This is a genomic window from Sphingopyxis sp. QXT-31 (genome assembly GCF_001984035.1).
Classification (GTDB): domain Bacteria; phylum Pseudomonadota; class Alphaproteobacteria; order Sphingomonadales; family Sphingomonadaceae; genus Sphingopyxis.
Genome location: NZ_CP019449.1, coordinates 188,198 through 214,685 on the forward strand (window position 1 = coordinate 188,198; position 26,488 = coordinate 214,685).

24 protein-coding genes are annotated in these 26,488 nt (G+C 67.6%); 16 read left to right on the forward strand and 8 right to left on the reverse strand.

Going from position 1 to position 26,488, the window contains the following annotated elements:
* The first annotated feature begins 115 nt into the window (after positions 1-115).
* A complete protein-coding gene (locus BWQ93_RS00935; RefSeq protein ID WP_077028883.1) occupies positions 116-1,306 on the forward strand; it encodes an RsmB/NOP family class I SAM-dependent RNA methyltransferase in 1,191 nt (396 codons plus the stop codon).
* A gap of 32 nt (positions 1,307-1,338) precedes the next feature.
* Positions 1,339-1,854 carry a tetratricopeptide repeat protein gene (locus tag BWQ93_RS00940; protein WP_077032122.1) on the forward strand — a complete coding sequence of 172 codons (516 nt, stop codon included), beginning with the start codon at positions 1,339-1,341 and terminating at the stop codon, positions 1,852-1,854.
* Position 1,855: 1 nt separating this feature from the next.
* Here the strand turns inward: BWQ93_RS00940 and rsmA are convergent, their stop codons facing one another.
* From rsmA to BWQ93_RS00960, 4 genes are all read right to left on the reverse strand, one after another.
* Positions 1,856-2,683 (reverse strand): 16S rRNA (adenine(1518)-N(6)/adenine(1519)-N(6))-dimethyltransferase RsmA, encoded by an 828-nt coding sequence (gene rsmA, locus BWQ93_RS00945; RefSeq protein WP_077028884.1) that lies wholly within the window; start codon positions 2,681-2,683, stop codon positions 1,856-1,858.
* The gene (gene pdxA / locus BWQ93_RS00950) at positions 2,680-3,699 is read right to left on the reverse strand and encodes a 4-hydroxythreonine-4-phosphate dehydrogenase PdxA (RefSeq protein ID WP_077028885.1); all 1,020 of its coding nucleotides are present in this window, start codon (positions 3,697-3,699) and stop codon (positions 2,680-2,682) included. The genes rsmA and pdxA overlap by 4 nt, the downstream gene beginning before the upstream one ends.
* Entirely contained in the window at positions 3,699-5,039 is a 1,341-nt protein-coding gene (locus BWQ93_RS00955; protein ID WP_077028886.1) for a peptidylprolyl isomerase, read from the reverse strand. The genes pdxA and BWQ93_RS00955 overlap by 1 nt, the downstream gene beginning before the upstream one ends.
* 142 nt (positions 5,040-5,181) lie before the next feature.
* The gene (locus tag BWQ93_RS00960) at positions 5,182-7,479 is read right to left on the reverse strand and encodes an LPS-assembly protein LptD (RefSeq protein ID WP_077028887.1); all 2,298 of its coding nucleotides are present in this window, start codon (positions 7,477-7,479) and stop codon (positions 5,182-5,184) included.
* Between the two features lie 130 nt (positions 7,480-7,609).
* On the opposite strand from BWQ93_RS00960, the gene BWQ93_RS00965 reads away from it, so the two are divergent.
* The 4 genes from BWQ93_RS00965 to BWQ93_RS20585 all read left to right on the forward strand — a co-directional run bounded on the left by BWQ93_RS00965 (position 7,610) and on the right by BWQ93_RS20585 (position 10,313).
* A complete protein-coding gene (locus tag BWQ93_RS00965; RefSeq protein ID WP_077028888.1) occupies positions 7,610-9,052 on the forward strand; it encodes a leucyl aminopeptidase in 1,443 nt (480 codons plus the stop codon).
* A gap of 12 nt (positions 9,053-9,064) precedes the next feature.
* Positions 9,065-9,514: a DNA polymerase III subunit chi gene (locus BWQ93_RS00970; RefSeq protein ID WP_058808956.1), complete on the forward strand. Its 450-nt coding sequence runs from the start codon at positions 9,065-9,067 to the stop codon at positions 9,512-9,514.
* A gap of 74 nt (positions 9,515-9,588) precedes the next feature.
* Positions 9,589-10,011: a nucleoside-diphosphate kinase gene (gene ndk / locus BWQ93_RS00975; RefSeq protein ID WP_077028889.1), complete on the forward strand. Its 423-nt coding sequence runs from the start codon at positions 9,589-9,591 to the stop codon at positions 10,009-10,011.
* Positions 10,012-10,112: 101 nt separating this feature from the next.
* Entirely contained in the window at positions 10,113-10,313 is a 201-nt protein-coding gene (locus tag BWQ93_RS20585; protein ID WP_156878074.1) for a hypothetical protein, read from the forward strand.
* 3 nt (positions 10,314-10,316) lie between these two features.
* Here BWQ93_RS20585 and BWQ93_RS00980 read toward each other — a convergent pair whose 3' ends face one another.
* From BWQ93_RS00980 to purM, 3 genes are read right to left on the reverse strand one after another with little or no spacing between them, the layout of a single operon-like run.
* Positions 10,317-10,946, reverse strand: coding sequence for a hypothetical protein (locus BWQ93_RS00980; protein ID WP_077028890.1), 630 nt, complete (start codon positions 10,944-10,946; stop codon positions 10,317-10,319).
* A gap of 2 nt (positions 10,947-10,948) precedes the next feature.
* The gene (gene purN / locus BWQ93_RS00985) at positions 10,949-11,899 is read right to left on the reverse strand and encodes a phosphoribosylglycinamide formyltransferase (RefSeq protein WP_077028891.1); all 951 of its coding nucleotides are present in this window, start codon (positions 11,897-11,899) and stop codon (positions 10,949-10,951) included.
* Positions 11,892-12,998 (reverse strand): phosphoribosylformylglycinamidine cyclo-ligase, encoded by a 1,107-nt coding sequence (gene purM / locus BWQ93_RS00990; protein ID WP_077028892.1) that lies wholly within the window; start codon positions 12,996-12,998, stop codon positions 11,892-11,894. Before purM ends, purN begins: the two co-directional genes overlap by 8 nt.
* An 85-nt stretch (positions 12,999-13,083) precedes the next feature.
* Here purM and BWQ93_RS00995 point away from each other — a divergent pair, with 85 nt between their 5' ends.
* From BWQ93_RS00995 to BWQ93_RS01010, 4 genes are read left to right on the forward strand one after another with little or no spacing between them, the layout of a single operon-like run.
* Positions 13,084-14,352, forward strand: coding sequence for a hypothetical protein (locus BWQ93_RS00995; protein ID WP_077028893.1), 1,269 nt, complete (start codon positions 13,084-13,086; stop codon positions 14,350-14,352).
* Entirely contained in the window at positions 14,352-15,005 is a 654-nt protein-coding gene (locus BWQ93_RS01000) for an HdaA/DnaA family protein (protein WP_077028894.1), read from the forward strand. The genes BWQ93_RS00995 and BWQ93_RS01000 overlap by 1 nt, the downstream gene beginning before the upstream one ends.
* Complete coding sequence (locus BWQ93_RS01005) at positions 14,996-17,164, forward strand: RNA degradosome polyphosphate kinase (RefSeq protein ID WP_077028895.1); 2,169 nt, start codon at positions 14,996-14,998, stop codon at positions 17,162-17,164. Before BWQ93_RS01000 ends, BWQ93_RS01005 begins: the two co-directional genes overlap by 10 nt.
* Positions 17,161-18,654, forward strand: coding sequence for a Ppx/GppA family phosphatase (locus BWQ93_RS01010; protein ID WP_232314696.1), 1,494 nt, complete (start codon positions 17,161-17,163; stop codon positions 18,652-18,654). Before BWQ93_RS01005 ends, BWQ93_RS01010 begins: the two co-directional genes overlap by 4 nt.
* On the opposite strand, the gene rnd is transcribed toward BWQ93_RS01010, so the two are convergent.
* Positions 18,651-19,850, reverse strand: a complete 1,200-nt coding sequence (gene rnd, locus BWQ93_RS01015) for a ribonuclease D (protein ID WP_077028897.1) — start codon at positions 19,848-19,850, stop codon at positions 18,651-18,653. The two genes, BWQ93_RS01010 and rnd, sit on opposite strands and share 4 nt — an antisense overlap.
* A gap of 105 nt (positions 19,851-19,955) precedes the next feature.
* On the opposite strand from rnd, the gene BWQ93_RS01020 reads away from it, so the two are divergent.
* The 6 genes from BWQ93_RS01020 (at position 19,956) to BWQ93_RS01045 (ending at position 26,436) form a co-directional block, all read left to right on the forward strand.
* Positions 19,956-20,285, forward strand: a complete 330-nt coding sequence (locus BWQ93_RS01020; protein ID WP_077028898.1) for a hypothetical protein — start codon at positions 19,956-19,958, stop codon at positions 20,283-20,285.
* A complete protein-coding gene (locus BWQ93_RS01025; RefSeq protein ID WP_077028899.1) occupies positions 20,285-21,796 on the forward strand; it encodes an FAD-binding protein in 1,512 nt (503 codons plus the stop codon). The genes BWQ93_RS01020 and BWQ93_RS01025 overlap by 1 nt, the downstream gene beginning before the upstream one ends.
* Positions 21,797-21,898: 102 nt before the next feature.
* The gene (gene aspS / locus BWQ93_RS01030; protein ID WP_077032123.1) at positions 21,899-23,689 is read left to right on the forward strand and encodes an aspartate--tRNA ligase; all 1,791 of its coding nucleotides are present in this window, start codon (positions 21,899-21,901) and stop codon (positions 23,687-23,689) included.
* 4 nt (positions 23,690-23,693) lie between these two features.
* Positions 23,694-24,566: an alpha/beta fold hydrolase gene (locus BWQ93_RS01035; RefSeq protein WP_077028900.1), complete on the forward strand. Its 873-nt coding sequence runs from the start codon at positions 23,694-23,696 to the stop codon at positions 24,564-24,566.
* Positions 24,567-24,623: 57 nt separating this feature from the next.
* Positions 24,624-25,565 (forward strand): hypothetical protein, encoded by a 942-nt coding sequence (locus BWQ93_RS01040; RefSeq protein WP_156878075.1) that lies wholly within the window; start codon positions 24,624-24,626, stop codon positions 25,563-25,565.
* An 85-nt stretch (positions 25,566-25,650) separates the two neighbouring features.
* The gene (locus BWQ93_RS01045; protein WP_077028902.1) at positions 25,651-26,436 is read left to right on the forward strand and encodes a polyphosphate kinase 2 family protein; all 786 of its coding nucleotides are present in this window, start codon (positions 25,651-25,653) and stop codon (positions 26,434-26,436) included.
* Positions 26,437-26,488: the final 52 nt, after the last annotated feature.

The following is a 26,488-nucleotide window of genomic DNA, read 5'->3' on the forward strand; positions in this document are numbered from 1 at the left end:
AAGCGGGAGGGGCAGCGAGACTTGGGAGCTTGCTCCCTAGTCGCAGCGGGGTGGGCAGACGCCACGCCGCTAGCCTACCCCAAACCCCTCCCGCCTGCGGGAGGGGCTTCATCGCATGACCCCCGCCGCCCGCGTCCAGACCGCCATCGAAATCCTCGACGCCATCGCCATCGCCGCACGCGACGGCGGCCCGCCCGCCGATGCGATCTTTGCCGACGCGATGCGCGCGCGCCGCTACGCCGGGTCGAAAGACCGCCGCGCGATCCGCAATCATGTCTATGATGCGATCCGCGGCGTCCGCTCGGTGCCGCCGTCGGGCCGTGCCGCCATGCTCGTTCTCGCCGATGCCGACGCGGAACTGGCGGCGCTGTTCGATGGCGCGGCGTATGGGCCCGCCGTCATCAGCGCCGACGAACCGCGCGCCGAAACCGGATTGGCGTCGAAGGCGCTGGTCAGGCTGTTCGATCCGTTGGTCGGGAAGGCCGAGCAGGCGGCGATGCTCGCCCGCGCCCCGCTCGACCTGCGCGCCAACCGCCTGCGCTCGAGCCGCGACGAACTCGCATCGATCTTCCCCGACGGCGAAGCGATCGACGGTCTCGCCGACGGCTGGCGCCTGCCCGGCGAAACCGCCGCCGTGCAGCATTCGGCCTATGCCGAGGGGCAGTTCGAGGTCCAGGACGCCGCGAGCCAGCTGGCGGCGGTCGCGCTCGGTGCCGAAGCCGGCCAGACCGTCGTCGACCTGTGCGCGGGCGCCGGCGGCAAAACCCTTGCTATAGCCTCGGCGACCAATGACGAGGCCGCCATCCTCGCCTGCGACACCAACCGCGCGCGGATCCAGCAACTGCTGCCGCGCGCCAACCGTGCCGGCGCGACGCGCATCGAGACGCTGTTGCTCAACCCTGGGCAGGAACCCGCCATGCTCGCCGCCCATATGGCCAAGGCCGACCGCGTCATCGTCGATGCGCCCTGTTCGGGCAGCGGCACCTGGCGGCGCAGCCCCGAATTGCGCTGGCGTCTCAACCCCGCTCGGCTCGACCGCCATGCCGCCGACCAGGCGAAGCTGATCGATCTCGGCGCCGATCTGGTGGCGCCGGGGGGCAAATTGCTCTATGCCGTGTGCTCGATCATCGCACGCGAGGGGCGCGCCCAGGTGGACGAATTTCTAACCCGTCATCCCGGCTGGACGGCCGATGCCGATGTGCTTCCGGCGGGTATCGGGCGCGCCGCGGGCGGCGGTTTTCTGCTCACCCCGGCGCATGACCGCTGCGACGGATTTTTCCTCGCCCGATTGACCGCACCGTGTTAGCCTCGCGGGTGATGAAGCGATGGGAGAATGCGATGCGCGTCAGTTTCCTGGCCCTTGGTGCCGGTCTTGTCCTTGCCAGCCTGCCCACGGCCTCCGATGCGCAGCGCGCCGACAACGACATATTGCCGGTCTCGATCGCGCTCCAGCAGGCGGGCGTGAAGGCACAGGGCGCGGGCGATCTCGACGGCGCAATCGACGCCTATGAGGCCGCGCTCGCCGCCGACCCGCGCAACCGCAGCGCGATCGTCGCGCTGGCGCAGGTCGCGCGCGCGCAGGGCCTGCCGGGCAAGGCGATCGGCCTTTATCGCGAGGCGTTGATCCTCGAACCCAATGACATTATTGCGCTGACCGGCCAGGGTGAGGCGCTCGCCGACAAGGGCGCGCTCGAACTCGCGCGCGAAAAGCTCGCCGAGGCGAAGCGCGTCTGCGCCGAAAAATGCCCCCAGGTCGCCGCGCTCGAAAAGACGATCAATACGAGTGCCGAAAAGAAGGTCGTCGCGGCGGAAGCGCTGGTCCCGAAGACCGTGGTGACGACCAGCCAGAATTGACCTAGCGGCTCAGCACCCGCGCCAACTCGACCCATTCCGCCACGCTGACCGTCTCCGCGCGCCGCGTCGGCGCGATCCCGCAAACGTCGAGCGCGTCGATCGCGCCCGGCATGCCCTTCAAGCTCTGCCGCAGCATCTTGCGCCGCTGGCCGAAGCCGTGCTCGGTCAGTTTCGACAGGATCCGCGGGTTCACCCCCTCGGGCTGCGCGGCGGGCGTCACATGGACGATCGCCGACATCACCTTGGGTGGCGGGGTGAAGGCCGAGCGGTGGACCTTCATCGCGATCCTCGCGTTCGAACGCCACTGCGCGAGCACCGCGAGCCGGCCGTAGGCCGAGGTATCGACCTTCGCGACGATGCGCTCGGCGACTTCCAGCTGGAACATCAGGGTCAGCGATAGCCACCGTGGCGGCCATTCCGCCGGCTCCAGCCAGCGCGTGAACAGCGCGGTGCCGACATTATAGGGCAGGTTGGCGACGATATGATAGGGCCCGCCCGCGAGCGCGTCGGCGTCGATCGCCATCGCATCGTCGGCGATCACCGTCAGCCGCCCGTCGAAGGCTTGGCTCAGTTCGCCGAGCAGCGGCAGGCAGCGGTCGTCGCGCTCGACCGCGATCACCTTCGCCCCGGCGCGGAGCAAAGCGCGCGTCAGTCCGCCGGGCCCCGGCCCGACCTCGAACACCGTCGCGCCCTCCAGATCGCCGGGCAGCGCCGCGATGCGGTCCAGAAGCTGCTCGTCGAACAGGAAATTCTGGCCCAGCGCCTTGCTCGCCTGCAGCCCATGCGCGCGCACGGTTTCGCGCAGCGGCGGCAGGACCGGGTTCGTCACGCGGCGGGGGCGCAGCTGCGGTCGCGCATCGCCGCAAGCTCCGCCGCCATGCGGATCGCGGCGATCGTCGGCCCCGGATCGGCGACGCCGGTGCCCGCGATGTTGAACGCGGTGCCATGATCGGCCGAGGTGCGTACGATCGGCAGCCCGAGCGTGAGGTTGACCCCATCGTCGAAATGCAGCGCCTTGAACGGCGCCAGCGCCTGGTCGTGATAGCAGCAGAGCAACGCGTCGTAACGTGCGCGCACATGCGGTGCGAACAGGCTGTCGGCGGCGAGCGGGCCTTCGATGGCGATGCCGTCGGCGAGCAATTGTTCGACCGCGGGGCGGATGATGCGGAGTTCCTCGTCGCCCATCTCGCCGCTCTCGCCGGCGTGGGGGTTCAGACCCGCGACCGCGAGCAGCGGCGTTTCGATCCCGAAATCGCGCTTCAGCGCGCGCGCGACGATGCGGCCCTTGGCGACGATCAGCTCGCTGGTCAGCCGCTCGGGCACCTCGGCGAGCGGCACATGGACGGTGAGCGGCACGACGCGCAGCTTCGGCCCCGCGAGCATCATCACCGCATTGGTCGCGGTGACGCCGCAGCGCTCGGCGATGAATTCGGTTTGCCCCGGATGCGTATAGCCGACGCCATAGAGCTGGGCCTTCGACACCGGCCCCGTGACGAGCGCGCCCGTGGCCTGGCCGCGGGTCAGGCCGATGCCGGTTTCGAGCGCGTGAAGCGCACAGGTCGCGCCGGCCTTGGTCGGCGATCCCGGAACGACCGGGCCGCTATCCTCCAGATGCCAGACGGGCAGGGCGCCGTCGAACAGCCGCTCGGCCTCGGCGATGTCGCCGATGCGCGCCGTGGGACCGTCCCACACCGCAGCGATCGACGCGATGTCGCCGATCGCCACGAAGGGGGGCAGGTCGTGCTCGTGCCGCGCCGCCCAGGTGCGCGCGGCGACTTCGGGCCCGACGCCGGCCGGGTCACCCAAGGTGACCGCGATCGGGCGTCGCTTGCTGTCACTAGACATCAGCTGAAGTCGATGACCGCGTCCCGGCGCAGGTCGCGCAGATAGCGCTGGGCGCGCTTCTGCACCTTTTCCTCAAGCAGGCGGTTCTCGATTTCCTCGAGATTGGGCTCGGAGGCCGTGTTGGGCAGGTCGCGGCCGCACAGCACGAGGACGCTGACACCCTCGTTCGCAGCGCCGAAGGGCTGGGTGGTCTGGCCGACCTGCAGGCTGATGAGCGTCGCCTGCAGCGGCGGCGGCAACTGACGCATCTGGATGCCGTCGCGCGACACGACCGTCGCGCCCAGGGTCTGCGCAACGCCGTCGGCGGCGCCGCAACCGGCGATGCCGCGCGTCGCCTCGGCGAACTGGCCGGCAAGTTCGGACGCCTTGGCCTCGCTAGTGCCCGCGGGGAAATCGAGCGAAATCTGCTTCAGGCTGAGCACCGCGTCGCGCGGGTCGGCGGTCAGTACCTGGCGTCGGTCGACCATCAGCATGATCGACACGCCGCCCGGAACCTCGACCGGCCCGACCAGCTGGCCGGGTTGCATCTGGCGCGCGGCATCGGCCATGCTGTCGGGCAACTGCCCGGCCTTCACCCAGCCGAGGTCGCCCCCGACGACTGCGGTCGAGGCTTCGGAAAACTGGCGCGCATAGGCGGCGAAGCTGCCGCCGGCCTGCAGCGCCTGGACGATCTTCTGGCCGTTTTCGGCGACCGACTGGATCGTTTCGGGGGTCGCGGTCAGATAGATTTCGGCAAGGTGGAATTCGTCCTGCCCCTTGGCTTCCATCGTCCGCTTGTAGATCGCATCGACCTCGTCCTTCGACACGTTGGTGGTCGACTGGACGTTGCGCGCGAGCAGGCGGTCCCACGCATATTCGCCGCGAATCTGCTGCTTCACCGCTGCGGCCGACGAGCCTTTCGACGCGAGATAGGCGGTGAACTGGTCGGGGGTCTGCTTGTAGCGGGCGGCGAGTCGCGCGAACTGGTCGTTGATGACATTTTCGTCGATCTCGATCTCGGCCGCACGCGCTTCCTGGATCTGCAACTTCTCGTCGATCAGGTTGCTGAACACCTGCTGGCGCAGCGCCTGAATCTGCTCGGGCGGCAGTTCGGCGTTGCCGTTGGCGACGCGGATCAGCCCCATGCGCTGTTCGATATCGGTCGCCGTGATGATCTCGCCGTTCACGGTCGCCGAGGGGCGATAGACGTTCGCCTTGGCATCGCCATAGACTTGGACATTGCCCGGAATGTTGAGCGCGGTGGTCGGCACGTCGTCGTCGGAAACGGTCTGCGCCAGCACCGGGGTCACGCCGATGGCAGCGACGGCGGCGAAGCCGATCAAGGTCGAGAATTTGGTCATTTTTACCCTATAAAGAAGGTTCCGGCTCGCTCCGTATCAGCGGAGACGCCCCATGGTCCAGCGCAAACGCGCCTCTGCACATCATTACGGCCGCTATACTGGCGATCCGACGCTGAACGCAAGCTGAGCGGGATGGGGTTCGTCAGAAGCCCAGATTGCGGAACGCCACGCGGAACGAGAAGCTGTTGCCGCGCCGCGCGTCGCCGGTGTCGATATAGTCGCGGCGCCAGGTCAGTGCGATCGACAGGCAGTCGTCGTCGTACGCGACCCCCAGCCGGTGGCGGATCGGCTCGAACCCGTCGGCCAGACTCAGCGGATCGTCGGCCTTGCTGGTCAGGTCGACGATCGCCGAGCCGAAGATCGACCAGCTCTTCGCCACCGCGACGCGGCCGCCGACGCGCACTTCCTCGCGGTCCTGCAAATCTTCGCCGAGCAGCGCGATGTCGCGGTTGAGCCGCGAATAGCCGAGCACGGCATAGGTCGCACGGCTGCCGATCGTCGCGTCGAACTCGTTGCGCCGCACCGCGAGGTTGTCCTTGTCGAGGCGGAAGCGGTGCGTCAGCCGCAGGAAATCCTTGTACGCGACGGTGGTGCGCCCGACGACGTCGGATGTGCGGTCGGTCAGGCCGGTGCCGTCGGGGAACAGGCTGGGCTTGTCCGACAGGCGATAGCTCTGCCCGACGATGCTGTTGATGTTGAAGCCGGGCCGGCTGTAATTCCATTCGGCGCCATAGGTGATGCGCGCGCCGTCCTCGAAGCGGTCGTAGCCGGAGAAGCGATTGATCGCGAAGAGATTGCTGTCCTCGAGATCGAAGGCGCGGCTGTCCTCGTTCGGGATGGCGAGATTCTTGATCTGCGGCGTCGCGACCAACTGCACGCGCGGGGTCAGCGTCTGCGTGCCGCCCATGAATTCGCCAACGAACGGCCAGCGCATATCGACCGCCGCGGCCGCGATGCCGCGGCCTTCCCAGCCCGACTTGCCGCGGTAGCCGGGGATGGCGGTGAGCAAATTCTCGTCGCTGTGATAGACGTCGCCGCGCACCATCGCGGTGAAGGTTACTTCCTGCCCCAGCGAGGTCAGGCGGCGAAGGTCCCAGCGCACGCCCGCAAAGGCGCGCTGGGTGTCCTGCCCCGCGGTGCGGCCGATGGCCAGCGTGTTGACCTGCAGCTCGAACTGGCCGCCGAACACGGGGTCGGTCAGCCGTTGGCGATAGTCGAGGATCGGCAGCGCGATCGGCTGCTGCCCTTGCTTGTCGCCCGCACGCAGCGTCTGCGTCGCCCAGCCGGCGATCGACAGATAGCTCTGGTTGCCGATCCGCTCGACCTCGAAGGTCGAGCGCAGCCGGTCGTCGCGCGTAATATCGTAGCGGCGCAGGAAGGTTCGGTCGCTCGCGATGCGCCCCGAGTAGGTGATGCTCCAGCGCGGGCTCAGCTGGAACTTGCCCGCGCTCTCCAGATAGCCCCGGAATTTGTTGTTGCCGCTAACCGACGGGCCGGTGAGGGGGACGGCCGAACTGTAGGTTCCATAACCGTTTACCCGGAACGAGCCGATATCGGTAAGGGCGCGGAACTCACCCTCGATCATCGGCGCGGCGCCGGTATAGAGGTGCGGCGTGATCGTTGCGTCACGGTCGGGCGCGATCCGCAGGTAATAAGGCAGAGCGATCTCGAAGCCGTTCGATCGGTCGAGCCTGATTTCGGGAACCAGCAGCCCGCTGGTCGCCTCCCCGCCGATCGAATGGCTGAGTCCGGGCAAGGGGATCAGCGGCAGGCCGAAAATCTCGACCCGGGCGCCTTTGTAGCGGACCTTGTTCTTCAGCTTGTCATAGGTCACGCGAACGGCGCGGACCTGCCAGCTGGGGTTCTTGGGACAGCCTTCGTCATCGACCACGGGGCAGGGCGTGTAAGCGGCATTTTCGAGTTCGATATTGCCGTTGTCGAAGCGCGTGCCTTTTACTGCCGCCAGGCGCGAGCCATTGTCGAGGACCACCAGCATATCCTCGACGATCCCGTCGCGCAGGCTGTCGGTCAGGACGATGCGGTCGCCATAGGCCGTGTCGCCCTCGGGATTGGTGATGGCGACGTCGCCCTCGGCAACGACTTCGCCGGTCTTGCGGTTCCAGGTCACCTTGTTCGCGCGCATCTGGATCGCCTCGCGATTCATCTGCACATTGCCGTCGGCAACGACGATCTCGGTATCACTGTCGTAATTCAGATTGTCGGCGGCAAAGCCGACCTGATCGGCGCCGGCGACGGCGGGCGCCCCGCCGGGTGGCGCGGCGATATCGGGCGTCTGGAGATCGGGCTCGCCTTGCGGCGCCGACACGACCGATGGTTCGGCGTCGGTCTGCGCGGCGGCGGGCACGGCGAATAGCGCCAGCACGCTGGCGGACGCGAGCCACAGCGGCCGGTTGCCCCCTTGGAACAAAGTCCCCTTCATTTACCGCCTTTGTCCCATATATTTGAGCCTTCGGCCCGCTTGGACCGCCCGCTTTGTTTTTGCAACTCGCAAGCGAAACCCCTATCGGTCCGCCACGTTCCAATCAATCACCGCATAAGAAAGTTAAGGCATGAACATTCAGTTTGTCGCGCAAATCGATGCGTCTGCCGACGTCGTCGCTTTCCCCGTCCGCAAGGGCGGGGCCGCTGCGCTCGGCGCGCTGCTCGGCGCCGCCGCGACGCAGGCACGCTTCGACGGCGCGGCGGGCGCGGTCGCCGAAACCGCGGCGATCGACGGCGACAAGGCGAAGCGGCTGCTGCTCGTCGGCATCGGCGAAGGCTCGGTCCAGGATCTCGAACGCGGCGGCGCCGCGCTGACCGCGAAGCTCCAGACCAGCGGCGTGACGACGGTGCACGTCGATTTCGCGAGCGCGGGCGACAGCGATGCGCAGGATGTGCTCGCTTTCGCGACCGGCGCGCTGTTGCGGAACTGGCGCCTCGATACCTATCGCACGCGGCTCGCCGACAATGCGAAGCCCAGCCTTCAGACGGTGATCGTCGCCTCGCCGCACGGCACGCCTGCGGGCTGGGCCGAGGCGCAGGCGATCGCCGAGGGTGTGGCCTTCACCCAGACGCTCGTCGCCGAGCCGCCGAACATCCTCTACCCCGAAAGCTTCGTCGAGCGCTGCCAGCATCTCGCCGACCTCGGCGTCGAACTCGAGGTGCTCGACGAGCGCCAGATGAAGGCGCTCGGTATGGGCGCTTTGCTCGGCGTCGCGCAGGGCTCGACGCGCCCGCCGCGGCTGCTCGCGATGCGCTGGAACGGCGGCGAGCCGGGCACCAAGCCGATCGCCTTCGTCGGCAAGGGCGTGACCTTCGACACCGGCGGCATCAGCATCAAGCCCGCCGCGGGCATGGACATGATGAAATGGGACATGGGCGGCGCGGGCGCGGTCGCGGGCGCGATGAAGGCGATCGCCGGGCGCAAGGCCAAGGCGAATGTCGTCGGCATCGTCGGACTCGTCGAAAACATGCCCGACGGCAATGCAATGCGCCCCGGCGACATCGTCACCACCATGTCGGGCCAGACGGTCGAGGTGCTCAACACCGACGCCGAGGGCCGCCTCGTGCTCTGCGACGCGGTGACCTGGACGCAAAAGGTCTACGAACCCTCGGTTATCGTCGATCTCGCCACGCTGACCGGCGCGATGGTGATCTCGCTCGGCCACGAATATGCCGGCATCTTCGCCAATGACGACGGCCTCGCCGACCAGCTGATCGCCGCGGGCGAGGCATCGAACAACAAATTGTGGCGCTTCCCGCTGTCGGCGGCCTACGACAAGCTGATCGACAGCCCGATCGCCGACATGAAGAATGTCGGCCCGCGCGAGGGCGGCTCGATCACCGCGGCGCAGTTCATCAAGCGCTTCGTCGACGAGGGCGTCAAATGGGCGCATCTCGATATCGCGGGCATGGCCTGGCACGACAAGGACGGCCCGGTCTATGCCAAGGGAGCCACCGGCTACGGCGTGCGCCTGCTCGACCGCTTCGTCGCGGATAATTTCGAGGGATAGGGCGGGCAAGGGATGCCCCGCGTCGATTTCTACCGCCTGACCCGCGACCCGGTCGAGCGCGTGCTGCCCGCGGTCGCGACGCGTATCCTCGCCAACGGCGACCGGCTGCTCGTCGTGGCGGGCCCCGCGATGCAGCGGCAGGCGATCGATGAGGCGCTGTGGACGCTCCAGCCGGCGAGCTTCCTGCCGCACGGCGCCGCGGGCTCGCCCGACGAGGAGATCGAGCCGATCCTCATCGCGGGCACGCTCGCCGCCGCGCCGCCCAATCGCGCGACGCATCTCGCGCTCGCCGACGGCGAATGGCGCGAGGAAGCGCTGGGCTTCGAACGCACCTTCCTCTTCTTCGACAACAGCCGCATCGACGACGCCCGCGCGCTCTGGCGCGCGCTCGCGGCGCGCGACGACGTCGACAACCGCTTCTGGAAACAGGACGAAAATGGCCGCTGGAGCGAAGGGCCATAAGCTTGCCTTGCGATGCAGCGAAAGCGCGGCTAGAGGCGCGCGCATCATAAGAACATCCACGCAGGAGCTTTCCCATGGCGGTCACCCGCACCTTTTCGATCATCAAGCCCGACGCGACGCGACGTAACATCACGGGCGCCGTCACCAAGATGCTGGAAGACGCCGGCCTGCGCGTCGTCGCCTCGAAGCGCATCCACATGAGCCGCGAACAGGCCGAGGGCTTCTATGCGGTCCACAAGGAACGCCCCTTCTTCGGCGAGCTCGTCGAATTCATGATCAGCGGCCCGGTCGTCGTCCAGGTTCTCGAGGGTGAAAACGCGATGCAGCGCAACCGCGACATCATGGGCGCAACCAACCCCGCGAACGCCGAACCCGGCACGATCCGCAAGGAACTGGCCGAGAGCATCGAAGCGAACACCGTCCACGGCTCGGACAGCGACGAAAATGCGGCGATCGAGATCGCCTATTTCTTCAAGCCCGAAGAAATCGTCGGCTGATCCCTTCGGGATAGCGAAACAGAAAAGGGCCGCCGGAGTGATCCGGCGGCCCTTTTCTTTGGTTCGCGCCGCGGTTATTCTGACCGGATGGGGAGGCGATCATGGGCAGGACAAGATCGGTCGCGGTGCAGGGCGGCAATCTCTACGAGATCGGCGAATATGACGGCACCTTCTATGTGCGCCGGGTGAAGGTGAAGCTGCTGCTCAACGCCAAGTCCGACATCGGCAAGACGCGCTCGCTCGACGATGCGCTGTCGCTGATCCGCTCGCATTCGGGGCGCGAGATCAAGAGCATCGACTGAGGCCTAGTCGAGCGCGGCGCGCGCCCAGCCGAATTGCGGCAATGGGAAGTCGGCGGCGGGGCGGCTCGCCGCGGCGGCATCGCGCAGCACCTGCACCGATTCGGGCCGGCACTTCTCGTCGAAGCCCGGAAAGCGCACCAGTTCGTCCGCCTCATCCTCGGCGGCGCCCTGGACGGGTTCATATTTTCCGCACATCACCATCCAGAAACCGATCGCGCGCAACGGCGCCGTCGTGGCGGGTTTGTTGTCGAACGCAACGAAGGTAAAGGGCGTCGGATCGACCGTGCCGTCCTCGCCGGGTTCGGATTCGAGCTGGACAATCGCGATGTCGCCGTTCGACACCACCACGGCCTCGCGCGGCACGGGCTTGGTCGCGATCCCGCTATCGCCGTCGCGCGCGAACCACTGGCCGTCCTTGTGCAGCGCCCAGGTCGCGCAGTCGGGCCAGCTTGACACCGGCTTGGCGGCATCGACCGCGCAGTCCGCCTCCTCGTCGAATTCGGGCATCAGCCATACACCGTCCGCAAATTGCGGCGCCCCCGCGGTGTCGGCGGCCGCCAGCATCGGCTTGTCGGAAACGGCGATGCCGCAGCCGCTTAGGGTGAGGACCAGCAGCGCCGCGAGAAACCGCATCGTCAAAACTCCTCCGCGACCCCCATCAGGCCGGCCAGCTTCTTCGGCGCCACCGCGAGCCAGCTCTTGCGCAGCCATTCGCCGATCGCGTCCCAGTCGGTATCGCCGAGGTCGAGGCGGATGCCGACCCAGCCGTCGCCGAAATAGGCGGGGCGGTAATAGCGCGCCTCGTCCATCTCGATCAAGGCCGCCTGCTCGTCGGCGCCGCTGATCTTGACGAGCAGCGCGATCTTGCCGTCGCCGTGATGATCCTCGGTGAAATAGGCGAATTTCTTGCCCTTAATGATCCCGAAGCAGGGCATGCCGTGCGAGGTCACCTCGTCGGCCTCGGGCAGCGCCAGCGCAAGTTCGCGCACTTGGCCGCGGAGATAATCGGGCGAGCGCTCGCGTGAGACGAAGGCGGCAAGGGTGGCGGGATAGAGCTGATGCTCGGCAAAGCGCACCCGCGCCGCGAGGCTCTCGACCGTATCGCCGGGCACGATCGCCACGCGCGTCTGCGCCAGCACCGGGCCGTCGTCGACCCCGGCGGTCACGATATGCACGCTGCACCCGCCGAATGTGTCGCCCGCGTCGATCGCCTGCTGGTGCGTATCCAGCCCCTTGTAGAGCGGCAGCAGGCTCGGATGGATATTGACCATCCTGCCCGTCCACCTAGCGACAAAATCGTCGCTTAATATGCGCATATAGCCCGCGAGCGCGACGAACTCGGCATCCACCTTGCGTAATTGCACGTCGACCAGCGCATCGAAGGCGTCGCGGCCCAGGCCCTTGTGCGACCGGCTCCAGGTCGCAACGCCCTCGGCCGCGGCGATGCCAAGCCCCGGCGCGTCGGGATCGTTGCTCGCGACCAGCACCAGTTCATAGGGGCAGTCCGCGGCCTTCGCGGCATAGAGCAGCGCCGCCATATTGGTCCCGGCACCCGAGATCAGGACGGCGACGCGCGCCTTAGCCATTATGCGTGGCGCTCCATGCGGCCAACGCGCTCCACGTCTCGGCCCCGCCGCTGACCGTGCAACCCTTCGGCCCGTCGCCGATATGCCCGATCCGGAACACCGTCTCGCCCGCCGCTTCCAGCGCTGCGGTCACCTCGGCGACGTCGGCCTCGGCCACGACCACCGCCATGCCGATCCCGCAGTTGAAGGTGCGCGCCATTTCCTCGGGCTCGATATGCCCCTGCGCCTGCAGGAATGCCATCAGCCGCGGCTGCTCCCACGCATCGGCATCGACGAACGCATGCAAATCGGCAGGCAAAATCCGCGGAATATTCTCGAGCAATCCGCCGCCGGTGATATGGGCCAGCGCGTGGACCTTGCCGCTTTTGACCAGCGGCAGCAGGCTCTTCACATAGATGCGCGTCGGCGCCATCAGCGCCTCGATCAGCAGCACTTCCTGGTCGAACAGCGCGGGGCGGTCGAGCTTCCACCCCTTGTCCGCGGCGAGCCGGCGCACGAGCGAGAAGCCGTTCGAATGCACGCCCGATGAGGCGAGGCCCAGGATGACGTCGCCCGCGGCGACCTTGTCGGCGGTCAGCACTTCGTGGCGCTCGACCGCGCCGACGCAGAAACCCGCGAGGTCGTAGTCGCCCTCGCTGTACATGCCCGGCATTTCCGCCGTCTCGCCGCCGATCAGCGCGCATCCCGCCTGCTTGCAGCCCTCGGCGATGCTCGCGACGACCGCGGTGGCGACGTCGTTGTCGAGCTTGCCGGTCGCGTAATAGTCGAGGAAGAACAGGGGCTCGGCGCCCTGCACGATCAGGTCGTTGACGCACATCGCGACCAGGTCGATGCCGACCCCGTCGTGCTTGCCCGATTCGATCGCGAGCTTGAGCTTAGTGCCCACGCCGTCGTTCGCCGCGACGAGCAAAGGATCGCTGAACCCCGCCGCCTTGAGGTCGAAGAAACCGCCGAAACCGCCGAGGTCGGCGTCGGCGCCGGGGCGGCGCGTCGCACGCGCGAGCGGGGCGATGGCACGGACCAGCGCATTGCCGGCGTCGATCGAAACCCCGGCCTGGGCATAGGTATAGCCCACGGGTTGGTTGTGCTTGGAATCCATGGCACGCGCGACTAACGGTTCCAGCCGACAAATGCCATGATTTCCTTGTCCTCGACGCGGGTTCGGGGCAGAGCATAGAGAAGTGATGATTTCGGCCGCGCCCTCCCGTTTCGCCCCCCGCTTCGACCTCGCCCGCCTTCTCGGCCGCGACCGGCGGATTGCCGCGCTTCTAGCGCTGCTCGCGCTCGCGCTCGTCGTCGGGGTGGTGCAGGGACAGATCGGCCGCGGCAACCGCGGCATCACCCCGATCAACAGCAGCGGCGACTTCCTGACCAGCGGCATCCTTGTCGACGTCACCGGCGACAATGCCGACGACGCGCGGACCAAGGGCTGGCGCGAGGCGCAGCGCAAGGGCTGGGCGCAGCTCTACCGCGCGACTAACGGCACCGACGGCCCGGCGCTCGGCGATTCGGTGCTCGACGGCATCGTCACCGCGATCGTCGTCGAGGAGGAGCAGATCGGCCCGCGTCGCTATGTCGCCAGGCTCGGCGTCCAGTTCGACCGCGTCCGCGCGGGGCAGATCCTCGGCGTCAGCGGCCGCACTTTGCGTTCGCCGCCCTTGCTCGTCATCCCCGTCTATTCGATCGACGGCATGCAACAGGTGTTCGAACAGCGCAGCGCCTGGCAGCGCGCCTGGGCCGAATATAATACGGGGCAGAGCGCGATCGACTATGTCCGCACTGCGGGCACCGGTGCCGACACTTTGCTACTCAATTCGGGGCAGATCGGCCGCCGCGGCCGCGTCTGGTGGCGCGTGATCCTCGACCAATATGGCGCGGCCGACGTGCTCGTGCCGATCGCGCGCGTCGAATACAGCTATCCCGGCGGGCCGATCACCGGCCATTTCACCGCGCGCTTCGGCCCCGACAACAAGCTGATCGGCGGCTTCACCATGACCGGCCCCAGCCCCGCGGCGCTGCCCGACATGATGGAAAAGGCGGTTGCGCGTATGGACCGCCTCTACACCGACGCGCTCGCCGCCGGGGTGCTGCGCACCGACACCTATCTGGTGCTCGAAAAGCCGGGCGAGATCGAGGAATTGCCCGAAGTGACCGAAAGCGCCGACGCGCTGCCGACCGAGATCGACACCAGCGTGTCGACCGCGCCCGTCGCGGGCGCGCAGAGCTTTACCGTCCAGTATAGTTCGCCCGACGTCGAATCGGTGTCGGCGACCGAGCGCAACATCGGCGCCATCGCAGGCGTCCAGTCGGCCGCGACCTCCAGCCTCGCGCTCGGCGGCATGTCGGTGATGCGCGTGACCTTCCGCGGCGATCTCGCCGCACTGAAGGCCGCGCTCGAAGCGCGCGGCTACAAGGTGCAGGCGGGCGGGAGCACGCTGCGGATCAGCCGCTGATGGCGCGCACCGGACAGATCGCGCTCCCGCTCGACTGGAGCGCGGGGGGCAGCAACGACGGTCCGCTGATCGTCGGCACCAGCAACGCTGATGCGGTGCGTTACCTGCGCCACGTTGCCACCTGGCCCGTGCGCACCGCGGTGCTCACCGGCCCGCGCGGCTCGGGGCGCAGCCTGATCGGCCGGCTTTTCGCGCGCGACACCGGCGGGCGCGTGATCGACGGGCACGACAGCGTCTCCGAGGAAGAGATTTTCCACGCCTGGAACGCCGCGCAGGCCAGCGGCACGCCGCTGCTGATCATCGCCGACGCGCCGCCGGCCGAATGGGGAATTGTGCTTCCCGACCTCCGCTCGCGGCTCGCCGCGGTGCCGGTGCTGGCGATTGGCGCGCCCGACGACTGCCTCGCGCGCGATCTGATCGAGGCGCTTTTCGCGCAGCGTGGCATCGCGCTCGCCCCCGGCGTCGCCTCCTATATCGTCCCGCGCATGGAGCGCAGCTATACGATGATCCACCGCATCGTCGCCGCGCTCGACGAAGCTTCGCTCGAACGCGGGCGCGGGATCGGCGTTCGTCTCGCGCGTGAAACATTGTTGTCACAAGGGCTGATCGACCCCGATCTCCTCGAAAGGCAGGATGAAGCGACATGTCGATAGCCGGTGGACCTCTTCGCGCCGACAATGATGCCGCCACGGCGGCCTCCGATTTCGGCCCCGAACGCTTCTTCAACCGCGAACTCAGCTGGCTCGCCTTCAACCGGCGGGTGATGGAGGAGGCGCGCAACCCCGCGCATCCCCTGCTCGAACGCCTCCGCTTCCTGTCGATCTCGGGCAGCAACCTCGACGAATTCTTCATGGTCCGCGTCGCCGGCCTCAAGGGCCAGCAATTGCAGGGGATCGACGATCCCAGCGCCGACGGCCGCTCGCCCGGCCAGCAACTCGCCGAGATCGAGGCCGAGGTGAATCGCCTCGTCGACCAGCAGCAGAGCGAGTGGCAGCGGCTGCACCGGCTGCTCGGCGAACAGGGGATCGTCGTCCACGGGCCCGGCTCCGACGCCGACAAGCTGCGCACCGCGCTCCGCCAATATTTCATCGACCAGATCTTCCCGATCCTCACCCCGCAGGTGCTCGATCCGGCGCATCCCTTTCCCTTCACCCCCAACCGCGGACTCGGCGTCATCTTCGACCTCGAGCGCAAGGCGGGCGGCGAGAATATCCGCGAACTGGTGATGATCCCGTCGGCGCTGGCGCGCTTCGTCCCGGTGCCGGACGAACCATCGTGCTTTGTCCCGATCGAATATCTGATCGAATTGTTCGGCGACACCTTGTTCCCCGGCTATCGCATCCGCTCGCGCGGGGTGTTCCGCATCATCCGCGACAGCGACATCGAGCTCGAGGAAGAGGCCGAGGATCTTGTGCGCCTGTTCCGCACCGCGATCCGCCGCCGCCGCCGCGGGCGCGTCATCCTGCTCGAACTCGCCGCCGACATGCCCGGCGAACTCGCCGCGGTGCTCGGCGACGATATCCAGGGGCATGAGGCGATCGTCGCCAAGATCGACGGGTTCGTCGGGCTGGCAGCGCTCTCGGCGCTGGTCGACGTCGACCGCCCCGACCTCAAATTCCCCGCCTTCTCGGCGCGTTTTCCCGAGCGGATCCGCGAGCATGGCGGCGACTGTTTTGCGGCGATCCGCAGCAAGGATATCCTCGTCCACCACCCCTATGAAAGCTTCGAGGTCGTGCTCGCCTTCCTGCGCCAGGCGGCCGCCGATCCCGACGTCGTCGCCATCAAGCAGACGCTCTACCGCGCGGGCGACCAGTCGCCGGTGATCCGCGCGCTGATCGAGGCCGCCGAGGCGGGCAAGTCGGTGACCGCGGTGGTCGAACTCAAGGCCCGCTTTGACGAGGAGCAGAACCTGCTCTGGGCGAACCAGCTCGAACGCGCCGGGGTGCAGGTCGTCTACGGCTTCATCGAGTGGAAGACCCACGCCAAGATTTCGATGGTCGTGCGCCGCGAAGGGCAGGGGTACAAGACCTATTGCCACTTCGGCACCGGCAACTACCATCCGGTCACCGCGCGTATCTATACCGATTTGAGCTTCTTCACCGCCGATCCGCGTGCGGGACGCGATGCCGCGCAATTGTTCAACTACATCACCGGCTATGTCGAGCCCGAGCGGCTCGATATGATCACCATGTCGCCGCTCAACATGCGGAAACATCTGAGCGAATTGATCGATGCCGAGACCGCGGCGGCGCGCGCCGGGCTGCCCTCGGGAGTCTGGGCCAAGATGAACAGCCTCGTCGACCCCGACATCATCGACAAGCTCTACGAGGCGAGCGCCGCGGGGGTGCCGGTCGAGCTCGTCGTGCGCGGCATCTGCTGCCTGCGTCCGGGCGTGCCAGGCTTGTCCGAGACGATCCGCGTCAAGTCGGTCGTCGGCCGCTTCCTAGAACACAGCCGCGTGTGGTCTTTTGCCAATGGCGCGGCGCTGCCCAATCGCAACGCCAAACTCTATATCTCCAGCGCCGACTGGATGCCGCGCAACTTCGACCGCCGCGTCGAATATATGATTCCGATCGAAAATCCGACCGTCCACGACCAGATATTGGACCAGGTGCTCGTCGCGAACCTGATCGACAATGAACAAAGCTGGGTTCTGCAACCAGACGGCACTTACGTGCGCGTAGTTCCGGACGATAAGCCATTTAATTTGCACCATTATTTTATGACGAACCCGTCGCTCTCGGGCCGCGGCACGACGCTGAGCCAGCGCCAGGACGTCCCGACGCTCATCCTCGACATGCGGAAAGATTGACAGCATTGCCCTTCCGCCGAACCCCCGCTTCCAAGGTTCACCGCTCCGCCGTCATCGATATCGGATCGAACTCGGTCCGCCTGGTCGTCTATGAAGGCCCGCCGCGCGCGCCCGCGGTGATCTTCAACGAAAAGGTCGCCGCCGGCCTTGGCCGCGGCCTCGCGATCGACGGCCGCATCGCCCCCGAAGACGCCGAACGCGGCCTCTATGCGCTGCGCCGCTATGCGCTGCTCGCAAAGCATATGGAGGTCCAGGACCTGCAATGCGTCGCGACTGCCGCAGTGCGCGACGCGCCCAACGGCGCCGACTTCATCGCCGGCGCCGCCGAAGCGGGGCTCGAAATCCGGCTGCTATCGGGGCAGGAAGAGGCCGAGGCGGCGGGATATGGCGTGGTCGCCGCGATCCCCGACGCGCACGGCATCGCGGTCGATCTGGGCGGCGGCAGCCTAGAACTCGCCGAAGTCGTCAATGGTCAGGTCGGCCGCCGCAACAGCTTCCCGCTCGGCGTGTTGCGGCTTCCCGCGCTGCGCGAGGAGGGCGATCAGGCGTTCGAGCGCGCGGTTCGCAAGATGCTGCGCGCCAAGGGCTGGCCGGGCGATTGCGCCGGGCTGCCGCTCTATCTGGTCGGCGGTTCGTGGCGCGCGCTCGCACGCCTCGACCTCGAACTCACCAAGGATCCGCTCGCGGTGCTCGACCAGCACACGCTGCCGCGCGCCGCGCTTCGCCGCCTGACCCGCGCGACGCGGCGGCTGAGCTTCGAGGAATTGAAGTCGATCCCCGGCATGGCGTCGAACCGCGCCGCCTCGCTGCCCGACGCCGCGGCGCTGCTCGCCGCGCTTGCCAACATCATTGACGTGCCCGAGATGACCGTATCGTCGTCGGGGCTGCGCGAAGGATTGCTCTATCAGGCGCTCGATGCCGGCACGCGCGCGCAGGACCCGCTGATCGTCGCCGCCGAGTTCGAGGGCCGCCGCCTCGCGCGCTTCGCGCCGCACGGCCCCGCGCTCGCCGACTGGATCGCGCCGCTGTTCGCCAGCGAGGACCAGGCCGACAGCCGCATCCGCCTCGCCGCGAGCCTGCTCAGCGACGTCGCCTGGTCGGCGAACCCCGACTTCCGCGCCGAACGCGGCACCGAGATCGGCCTGCACGGCAATTGGCGCGGCATCGACATCCCCGGCCGCATCCTGCTCGCGCGCGCGCTGCACGCGGGGTTCGGCGGCGCAGACGGCGATTTCCCCGCAATGGGCAGCCTGGTGTCCAGCGAGCGGCTGGCGCGCGCGCGGCAATGGGGGCTTGCGATCCGCCTCGCGCAGCGGCTGACCGGCGGGGTCGAGGCCCCGCTCAAGGCGAGCCGCATCGCGCAGGAGGATGGCAAGCTGGTGCTCCGCCTCGACGCCGGCTGGCACCATCTGGCGGGCGAATCGGTCGACCGCCGCCTGCGCTCGCTCGCGCAGGCGCTCGACGCGAAACCCGAACTCGTGCTGCTTTAGGCGACGTCGTCGATCGGCGTCGCCGCGGCGGGGTCGATGACGCTCATCACCAGCTTGCCGTTGACGACCGCAAAGCCCATCCGCCCCTCGACCAGGTCGAGTGCGGCATGGCCGAACACGTCGTTACGCCAGCCCTGGAGCATCGGAATATCGTCGCGCCGCCCCGCCGCCAGCGCCTCGAGATCGTCGCTGCGCGCGATCAGCCGCGCCGCGACATTGAGCTCGCGCGCGCGAATTTTGAGCAGCAGTTTGAGGAGGTCGGCAACGAGCACGCCCTCCTTGCCGAGCCCGGGCCCGCGCGGTGCACGGTCGGGCATGTCGTCGCGGCCGAGCGGCTGGGCATTGGCGAGCGCGTCCATCAGCCGGCTGCCGATGTCGTTCGAGCGCCATGTTGCCGACAGTCCACGCACGCGGCCGAGACCGTCCTGGTCCTTCGGCGGATGCGCGGCGAGATCGGCGAGCGTCTCGTCCTTGACGATGCGCCCGCGCGGCAAGTTCTTGCTCCGCGCCTCGCGCTCGCGCCATGCGGCGAGCGATTTCAGCCGGCCGAGTACGTCGGGCTTGCGCGACGGGATCTTGATGCGGTGCCAAACCTGCTCGGGATCGATATTGTAATTGGCGGGATCGGCGAGCTTTTCCATTTCCTCGTCGAGCCAGTGGCCGCGCCCGGTCTTGACCAGTTTTTTGAGCATCATCGGGAAAATCTTCGCGAGATGCGTCACGTCGCCGATCGCATAGTCGATCTGGCGCTTGTCGAGCGGGCGGCGGCTCCAGTCGGTGAAGCGTGCGCCCTTGTCGAGCTGGATGCCGACCCATGCCTCGACCAGGTTCGAATATCCGACCTGTTCGGCCTGGCCCAGCGCCATCTGGCCGATCTGCGTGTCGAAGATCGGGTGCGGGGTCTTGCCGGTCAGGTTGAAGATGATTTCGACATCCTGCCCACCGGCATGGAAGACCTTCAGCATCTCCTCGTTGTCGACGAGCAGGTCGAGCAGCGGCTTCAGGTCCATGTCCTTCGCCATCGGGTCGATCGCCGCGGCATGCTCGCTGTCGGCGACCTGGATCAGGCAGAGTTCGGGCCAGAAAGTGTTCTCGCGCATGAACTCGGTATCGACGGCGATGAAATCGCTGTCCTTAATCAGGTTACAGAATTCGACGAGCGCGGCGCTGGTTTCGATGAGCGGATGGACTTGCATGCCGCGCCTATACAGCTAGTTGATGCAGACGGGCAGGAAAAATTGCCCAAGCTCTTCGGGGTCGTTGAGCCGGAAAACCGGCCGGAAACGCGAAGGGGTATCGACATGCATTGGGTCGGTTGGGGGCTGGCGGCGCTGGGATTCGCGCTGCTTTTCGGGCAATATCTGGCGGGGCAGGCCGACATCTTCGTGTCGATCGCCAATCCGCGGCCGCTCGACGAGGAGCGGATGACGGTGACGATGCGCTGGTGGGGCCTCGCAGCCGAGTCGCACCAGCCGTTCGTGACGCCCGAATCCGACCATGGGCTGTGCGACGTGCGCGTCTACGCGACCCGAAAGCAGATATTGACCGCGATCGCCAGTTTCGGCGCGGTGCGTCCGGTGATGGTCGCCTGGCGCGCCAATGCCGGCATCCACCCGCTAGGAGATGCGTGATGCCGATCGTGAAGCTCGGCGCCGAGGCCGACTGGACCAATTATCACGGCACGGGCGTCTGCGAGGGCGCGGTGCGCTATGCGCTGCGCAGCGGCGACGCGGCGCGCGGGCGCGACGAACTGGCAGCGGCCTCGGCCGCGGTGCGCGAATGGCTGGCCGACGCTCAGCGAGAGGGCAAGCGCGTGCGCCCGCTCGGCGCCGGCTGGTCGCCCTCGAACATCAATATCTGTTCGCAGGCCTGGCTGCTCCACACGCGCCGCTTCAACCGCTGCTTCCGCATCGGCCCCGGCGACGTGCGGCCGGGCGTCGATGCCGCGGGGTTGATGCTCGTCCAATCGGGGGCGCTCGTCGATGAGGTGTCCGACAAGCTCGAGGAGCAGGGGCGCTCGCTCTGGACCAGCGGCGCGGGCAACGGCCAGACCTTCGCGGGCGCCGCGGCGACGGGCACGCACGGCTCGATGGTGACGCGCGGGGGCATCCAGGACCATATCCGCGCGGTGCAGGTCGTCACGCCCTCGGGCGTTCATTGGGTCGAACCCGCGGCCGGGCTGATGAGCGACGCCTTCATCGCCGCCACCGGGTCGGCGGCGCTGCGCGACGACGATCTCTTCGCGGCGGTCCAGCTTCCGGTCGGGGCGCTCGGCATCGTCACCGCGCTGGTGGTCGACAGCGTCCCCAAATTCCTCGTCCGCCCGATCCAGAATCTGCGCAAAGTCGACTGCGCGGCGCTGGGCTGGCTCGCGGTGGGCGATTTCCGGCGTTTTTCGGCGGCCTATGCGCTCGATCGCGAGCCCGATTTCGTGCAGATGATCGTCAATCCCTTCAAGCCGCTCAAGCGGCCCGCGATGCTGCGTTTCCTGTATCGCGAGGAATGGCGCCAGGACTATCCGCACGCCACGCCGGGCCAGATGGGTGCGGGTTACGACGCGCTGAGCCTTCTCGGCAAATTGCTCGATGATTATCCCTGGGCGCGCGGCGCGCTGCTCCAGTTCGCGATGAAGCAGGGCTATGCCGCGGGCCCCGATGTCGACGATCCGCCGGTGTACGGGACCTGGGGCGAGGGGCTCGACACGCACCGGCCGCTCGCGGACCTGTTCAACGCCTCGGTGACGATCGACCGGAGCGAACTGGCACGCGTGTTCGAGCTGATCTGTGCGGTCTATACCAAATATGGCGGCTCGACCGCGGTGACGATCCGCTTCATGGAGCGGGCGCAGGGGCTGCTCGCGCCCGCGCGTTTCGCGCATAATGCGGTGATCGACTTCGATGGGCCGCGGAGCCAGCGCACCGCCGATGCCTATAGGCGCGTCGTTGACCTGCTCGACCGCGAGGGTGTCGCGTTTACGCGCCATTGGGCGAAGAGCTGCCACCTCGACGCGGCACGCATCGCGGGCGACTATGGCGACGACCTGACCCGCTGGCGCGCCGCGCGCGACCGGCTGCTGCCCGACCCCGCGCATCGTGCGCTCTTCGGCAGCCCGGTGCTCGACGGGCTCGGCCTGACGGTCTGAATCGCCTACAAGTCTTGACAAATGGCGCGCCGTGCTGCCTTGGGCGCGGCCATATCGGTGCGTTTCCGCGCGCGCCTCCCCGGACATTCGAAAGACGAAAAAATGCACGCCTATCGCACCCATACATGCGCCGATCTTCGCGCCGCCAACGTCGGTGAGGAAGTTCGTCTCTCGGGCTGGGTGCACCGGACGCGCGAGCATGCCAATGTGCTCTTCGTCGATCTGCGCGACCATTATGGCATCACCCAGATCGTCGTCGAGACGGGCTCCGAGCTCTACCCGCCGGTCAATGGCGTCGGCCCCGAGTCGGTCCTGACCTTCACCGGCAAGGTTGCCGCGCGCTCGACCGAGACGCTCAACCCGAAGCTCGCGACCGGCGAGATCGAAATCTACCCGAGCGCGGTGACCGTCCAGTCGGCGGCCGATCGCCTGCCGCTGCCGGTGTTCGGCGAGACCGAATATCCCGAGGAAATCCGCCTCACCAACCGCTTCCTCGACCTGCGCCGCGAGCGGCTGCACAAGAATATCGTGCTGCGCTCGAACGTGATTTCGTCGCTGCGCCGCCGGATGATCGACCAGGGCTTCACCGAATTCCAGACGCCGATCCTGACCGCGAGCAGCCCCGAGGGCGCGCGCGACTATCTGGTGCCCAGCCGTGTCCACCCGGGCAAATTCTATGCGCTGCCGCAGGCGCCGCAGATGTTCAAGCAGCTGCTGATGGTCGCGGGCTTCGACCGCTATTTCCAGATCGCCCCCTGCTTCCGCGACGAGGACGCGCGCGCCGACCGTTCGCCCGGCGAATTCTACCAGCTCGATTTCGAGATGAGCTTCGTCACGCAGGACGATGTCTTCGCTGCGATCGAACCCGTCCTGCACGGCGTGTTCGAGGAATTCGCCGATTTCGACGGCAAGGGGCGCACCGTGTCGCCGCTGCCGTTCCAGCGCATCCCGTACCGCGAATCGATGCTGAAATATGGCAGCGACAAGCCCGACCTCCGCAACCCGCTGCTCGTCCACGACGTCGGCGCCTTCTTCAAGGGTTCGGGCTTCGGCCGCTTCGCGTCGATGGTCGAGGAAGGCCAGGTCGTCCGCGCCGTCGCCGCCCCCGAAACGCACGAGAAGAGCCGCAAGTTCTTCGACGAGATGAACAGCTGGGCGCAATCGGAAGGTTTTCCGGGCCTCGGCTATGCGACGCAGAAGGACGGCGTGTTCGGCGGCCCGATCGCCAACAACCATGGCCAGGACGGCATGAAGGCGATCGCCGACGCGATGGGTCTCGGCCCGAACGATGGCATCTTCTTCGCGGCGGGCGCCGAGGCGAAGGCCGCGAAGCTTGCGGGGCTTGCCCGCACGCGTGTCGCCGAGCAGCTCGACCTGATCGACAAGAGCCGCTTCGAATTCTGCTGGATCGTCGATTTCCCGATGTTCGAGGCCGACGAGGACACCGGCAAGATCGATTTCAGCCACAACCCCTTCTCGATGCCGCAGGGCGAGATGGACGCGCTGACGAACAAGGACCCGCTCGATATCCTCGCGTACCAATATGACATCGTCTGCAACGGCGTCGAACTGTCGTCGGGCGCGATCCGGAACCATCGCCCGGACATCATGTACAAGGCGTTCGAAATTGCGGGCTACAGCCAGGCGGACGTCGACACCAATTTCGCAGGCATGATCAACGCCTTCAAGTTCGGCGCGCCGCCGCACGGCGGTTCGGCGCCGGGTGTCGACCGCATCGTGATGCTGCTCGCCGACGAGCCGAACATCCGCGAAGTGATCGTCTTCCCGATGACGCAGAAGGCCGAGGACCTGATGATGGGCGCGCCCGCGCCGGTCAGCGAAAAGCAGCTCAAGGAACTGCACATCCGCCTCGTGGACGGGCCGAAGAGCTGACCGCATGAGCGAGCCGCGCGAACACCGGCTTGCGACGCCGGATGGCGACCTCTGCTGGTTCGAATGGGGCGGGCGCTCGGAGCGGCCGTCGGTGCTGTTGCTCCACGCGACCGGCTTTCACGCGCGCCTGTGGGACCAGGTCGTCGCGGCGCTGGCCGCGGGCACGCACGTCGTCGCACCCGACAGCCTGGGACATGGCCGCAGCGCCAAGCCCGCGGCGCTGTTCGACTGGGCGAAGACCGCCGATTTCCTGCTGCCGCTGGTCGATCGTTTTGCGGGCACGCCGCTCGTCGGTTGCGGGCACAGCATGGGCGGGTATCTGCTGACGCGGCTCGCCGCCGAGCGGCCTGCGGCGTTCCGCCACCTGATCCTGATCGACCCGGTGATCATGGACCCGGCTTTCTATGCCGATGCCGCCGGGCAGCCCTTGCCCGATCCCGCCGAGCATCCCGTCGCGCGCCGCCGCGCGCGTTGGGAGGGGTGGGAGGCGATGCTCGCGCATTTCGGCAAGCGGCCGCCCTATATGCATTGGGACCCGGCGGTTCTGGCGGACTATTGCCGTCATGGGCTGCTGCCCGCAGCCGACGGCGAGGGGTGGGACCTTGCCTGCCCGCCGGCGGTCGAGGCTTCGGTCTATCTCAGCGCGCTCCGCACCAGCCCGCACGACTGGTTCGCCCGCATCGCGGCGCCGGTCAGCGTGATCCGCGCCAAGACCGGTGAACGCGCGGGCAATCTCGACTTCTCGGTCAGCCCGACCTGGCCCGCGCTGGGCGCCGCGCTCGGTGCGGTCCGCGACGAGCAGTGGGGCGAGCTCAGCCACTTCATTCCGATGGAGGCGCCGCAGCGCCTCGCCACCCTCATCGCTGCCGAGCTTTGACAGCTCCGCCGGGCTGCGATAGCCAGCCGGTGGGATCGACGGGCATCGGGGGACAAGATGAGCCAGTTGCGATGGATGCTGGGCGCGGCGCTGATCTGCGGCGCGGTGCCGGCGGCGGCCGAGACGCTGACCGTGACGGGGACCTACCCAGCGGGCAATGGAAACGTCAACGACCTGATCAGCATCGCGGTCGACCGCTTCGAGGGCGAGGACGGCAGTGCGCTGTCGCAGGCGCTCGAGGGCGAACTCACCGGGGTGCGCTTCGGCGGACAGCCCTATTTTCGCGTCGTCGCGCCCGAATCGGGGGTGCCGACCGACGCGCTGGTGACCGGCAATGTGCGCACCGGGGTCGAGGAATCGGGCTATACCGAAAAGCGCAAGCGCTGCGTCGAACAGGATCCCGCCGACAAGAACAAGTGCCTGAAGGAAGAGGAATATGACCTCCGCTGCCGCCGCCGCGTGGCAACAGTCAGCACCAATGTCCGGCTGGTCGCGATGGACGACGGGAGCATCCGCTACACCCGGCCGTTGAATGCACGCGACGAACAGACCTATTGCCCCGACCGCAAGGCGAACCGCACGGTCGAGAGCTTCGTCGACCAGACGGTGCAGTCGCAGGTGCGCACGATCCGTTACGACCTCGCGCCGAGCAGCTTTTCGGACAATGTCCGCGTCGACGAGAATCGCAAGGGCCTGCCCAAACCCGCCGCCGAGGCGTTCAAAAATGCGATCCGCCAGACCAAGAGCGACCAGGCCGGCGCCTGCGACAGCTGGGCGGCGATCGCCCGCGACGTAGAGCCGACCGCAGCGCTCGCCTTCAACCTCGGCCTCTGCGCCGAGGCGCGGCGCGACTTCGCCGCGGCGATCGACTGGTACGGCCAGGCGCAGCGGCTGGGGTCGAAGAACCGCGACATCGGCGCGGGGCTGACGCGCATCGATCGGCACCGCCGCGCGCTCGCCGACTGGGACGCGCGCCAGCAACTGCTCGCCGGGCGGTAAGGAAGGTGCGCCGCGCTGTGCCAAAGGGCGACAGGCGATCATCGCGCGCTTGGTGATCGCGCGTTCGTTGGGCTAGGGTCGCGGCATGACCATATCGCTCTCCGACTTCGAATCCGGCGCCAAATATGACGGCGATTATTCGGGCGACCTCGCCGAACTGCAGGAGCGGCTCGGCCGCATCCAGGCCGCGCACATCACCCACGGCCAGCGCAGCGTCATCATGTTCGAGGGCTGGGATGGCGCGGGCAAGGGCGGCATCATCACCCGCCTCACCGCGCCGCTCGACCCGCGCTATTTCGAGGTGTGGCCGATCGGCGCGCCGAGCGACGAGGAAAAGGCGCGCCATTTCCTGTGGCGCTTCTGGAAGCGGCTGCCGGGCAACCGCGAACTCTCGATCTTCGACCGCAGCTGGTACGGCCGCGTCCTTGTCGAGCGCGTCGAGGGGTTCGCGAGCGAGGGCGAATGGCGCAAGGGTTATGACGAGATCAACGAGTTCGAGGCGCAGCTGACGGGCTCGTCGACGCACCTCGTCAAGCTGTTCGTCCACATCACGCAGGACGAGCAGGACGAGCGCTTCGCCGACCGGCTGAACGACCCGTGGAAACGGTGGAAGACCGGGCCCGAGGATTATCGCAACCGGTCGAAGCGCAAGGATTATCTGGCCGCGCTGCACGACATGTTCGAGCAGACGAACACGCGCTGGGCGCCGTGGAAGGTGATCGACGGCAACAACAAAAAGGCCGCGCGCATCGCCGCGCTGACGCACATCGCCGACTCGCTCGAGGCCGCGGTGCCGATGACGCCGCCCGAGCTCGACCCCGCGACGGTCAAGCTGGCGCAAAAGGCGTTCGGCTACAAACCTGAGGACTAGGTTTTTCGGGGCCTCGGCTAGCCATTGCGGCCCCCAATCGCTACATGGGGCA

Coding starts and splice junctions, on each gene's coding strand:
- BWQ93_RS01020 (WP_077028898.1), top strand. CDS start 19,956: ATGCATTGGGTCGGTTGGGGGCTGGCGGCGCTGGGATTCGCGCTGCTT.
- BWQ93_RS00960 (WP_077028887.1), bottom strand. CDS start 7,479: ATGAAGGGGACTTTGTTCCAAGGGGGCAACCGGCCGCTGTGGCTCGCG.
- BWQ93_RS01005 (WP_077028895.1), top strand. CDS start 14,996: ATGTCGATAGCCGGTGGACCTCTTCGCGCCGACAATGATGCCGCCACG.
- BWQ93_RS00955 (WP_077028886.1), bottom strand. CDS start 5,039: ATGACCAAATTCTCGACCTTGATCGGCTTCGCCGCCGTCGCTGCCATC.
- rnd (WP_077028897.1), bottom strand. CDS start 19,850: ATGCAAGTCCATCCGCTCATCGAAACCAGCGCCGCGCTCGTCGAATTC.
- purM (WP_077028892.1), bottom strand. CDS start 12,998: ATGGATTCCAAGCACAACCAACCCGTGGGCTATACCTATGCCCAGGCC.
- BWQ93_RS00970 (WP_058808956.1), top strand. CDS start 9,065: ATGCCCCGCGTCGATTTCTACCGCCTGACCCGCGACCCGGTCGAGCGC.
- BWQ93_RS00965 (WP_077028888.1), top strand. CDS start 7,610: ATGAACATTCAGTTTGTCGCGCAAATCGATGCGTCTGCCGACGTCGTC.
- pdxA (WP_077028885.1), bottom strand. CDS start 3,699: ATGTCTAGTGACAGCAAGCGACGCCCGATCGCGGTCACCTTGGGTGAC.
- ndk (WP_077028889.1), top strand. CDS start 9,589: ATGGCGGTCACCCGCACCTTTTCGATCATCAAGCCCGACGCGACGCGA.
- purN (WP_077028891.1), bottom strand. CDS start 11,899: ATGGCTAAGGCGCGCGTCGCCGTCCTGATCTCGGGTGCCGGGACCAAT.
- BWQ93_RS01000 (WP_077028894.1), top strand. CDS start 14,352: ATGGCGCGCACCGGACAGATCGCGCTCCCGCTCGACTGGAGCGCGGGG.
- BWQ93_RS00940 (WP_077032122.1), top strand. CDS start 1,339: ATGCGCGTCAGTTTCCTGGCCCTTGGTGCCGGTCTTGTCCTTGCCAGC.
- BWQ93_RS01025 (WP_077028899.1), top strand. CDS start 20,285: ATGCCGATCGTGAAGCTCGGCGCCGAGGCCGACTGGACCAATTATCAC.
- BWQ93_RS00995 (WP_077028893.1), top strand. CDS start 13,084: ATGATTTCGGCCGCGCCCTCCCGTTTCGCCCCCCGCTTCGACCTCGCC.
- BWQ93_RS01035 (WP_077028900.1), top strand. CDS start 23,694: ATGAGCGAGCCGCGCGAACACCGGCTTGCGACGCCGGATGGCGACCTC.
- BWQ93_RS01040 (WP_156878075.1), top strand. CDS start 24,624: ATGAGCCAGTTGCGATGGATGCTGGGCGCGGCGCTGATCTGCGGCGCG.
- BWQ93_RS01045 (WP_077028902.1), top strand. CDS start 25,651: ATGACCATATCGCTCTCCGACTTCGAATCCGGCGCCAAATATGACGGC.
- BWQ93_RS00935 (WP_077028883.1), top strand. CDS start 116: ATGACCCCCGCCGCCCGCGTCCAGACCGCCATCGAAATCCTCGACGCC.
- aspS (WP_077032123.1), top strand. CDS start 21,899: ATGCACGCCTATCGCACCCATACATGCGCCGATCTTCGCGCCGCCAAC.
- BWQ93_RS20585 (WP_156878074.1), top strand. CDS start 10,113: ATGGGCAGGACAAGATCGGTCGCGGTGCAGGGCGGCAATCTCTACGAG.
- BWQ93_RS00980 (WP_077028890.1), bottom strand. CDS start 10,946: ATGCGGTTTCTCGCGGCGCTGCTGGTCCTCACCCTAAGCGGCTGCGGC.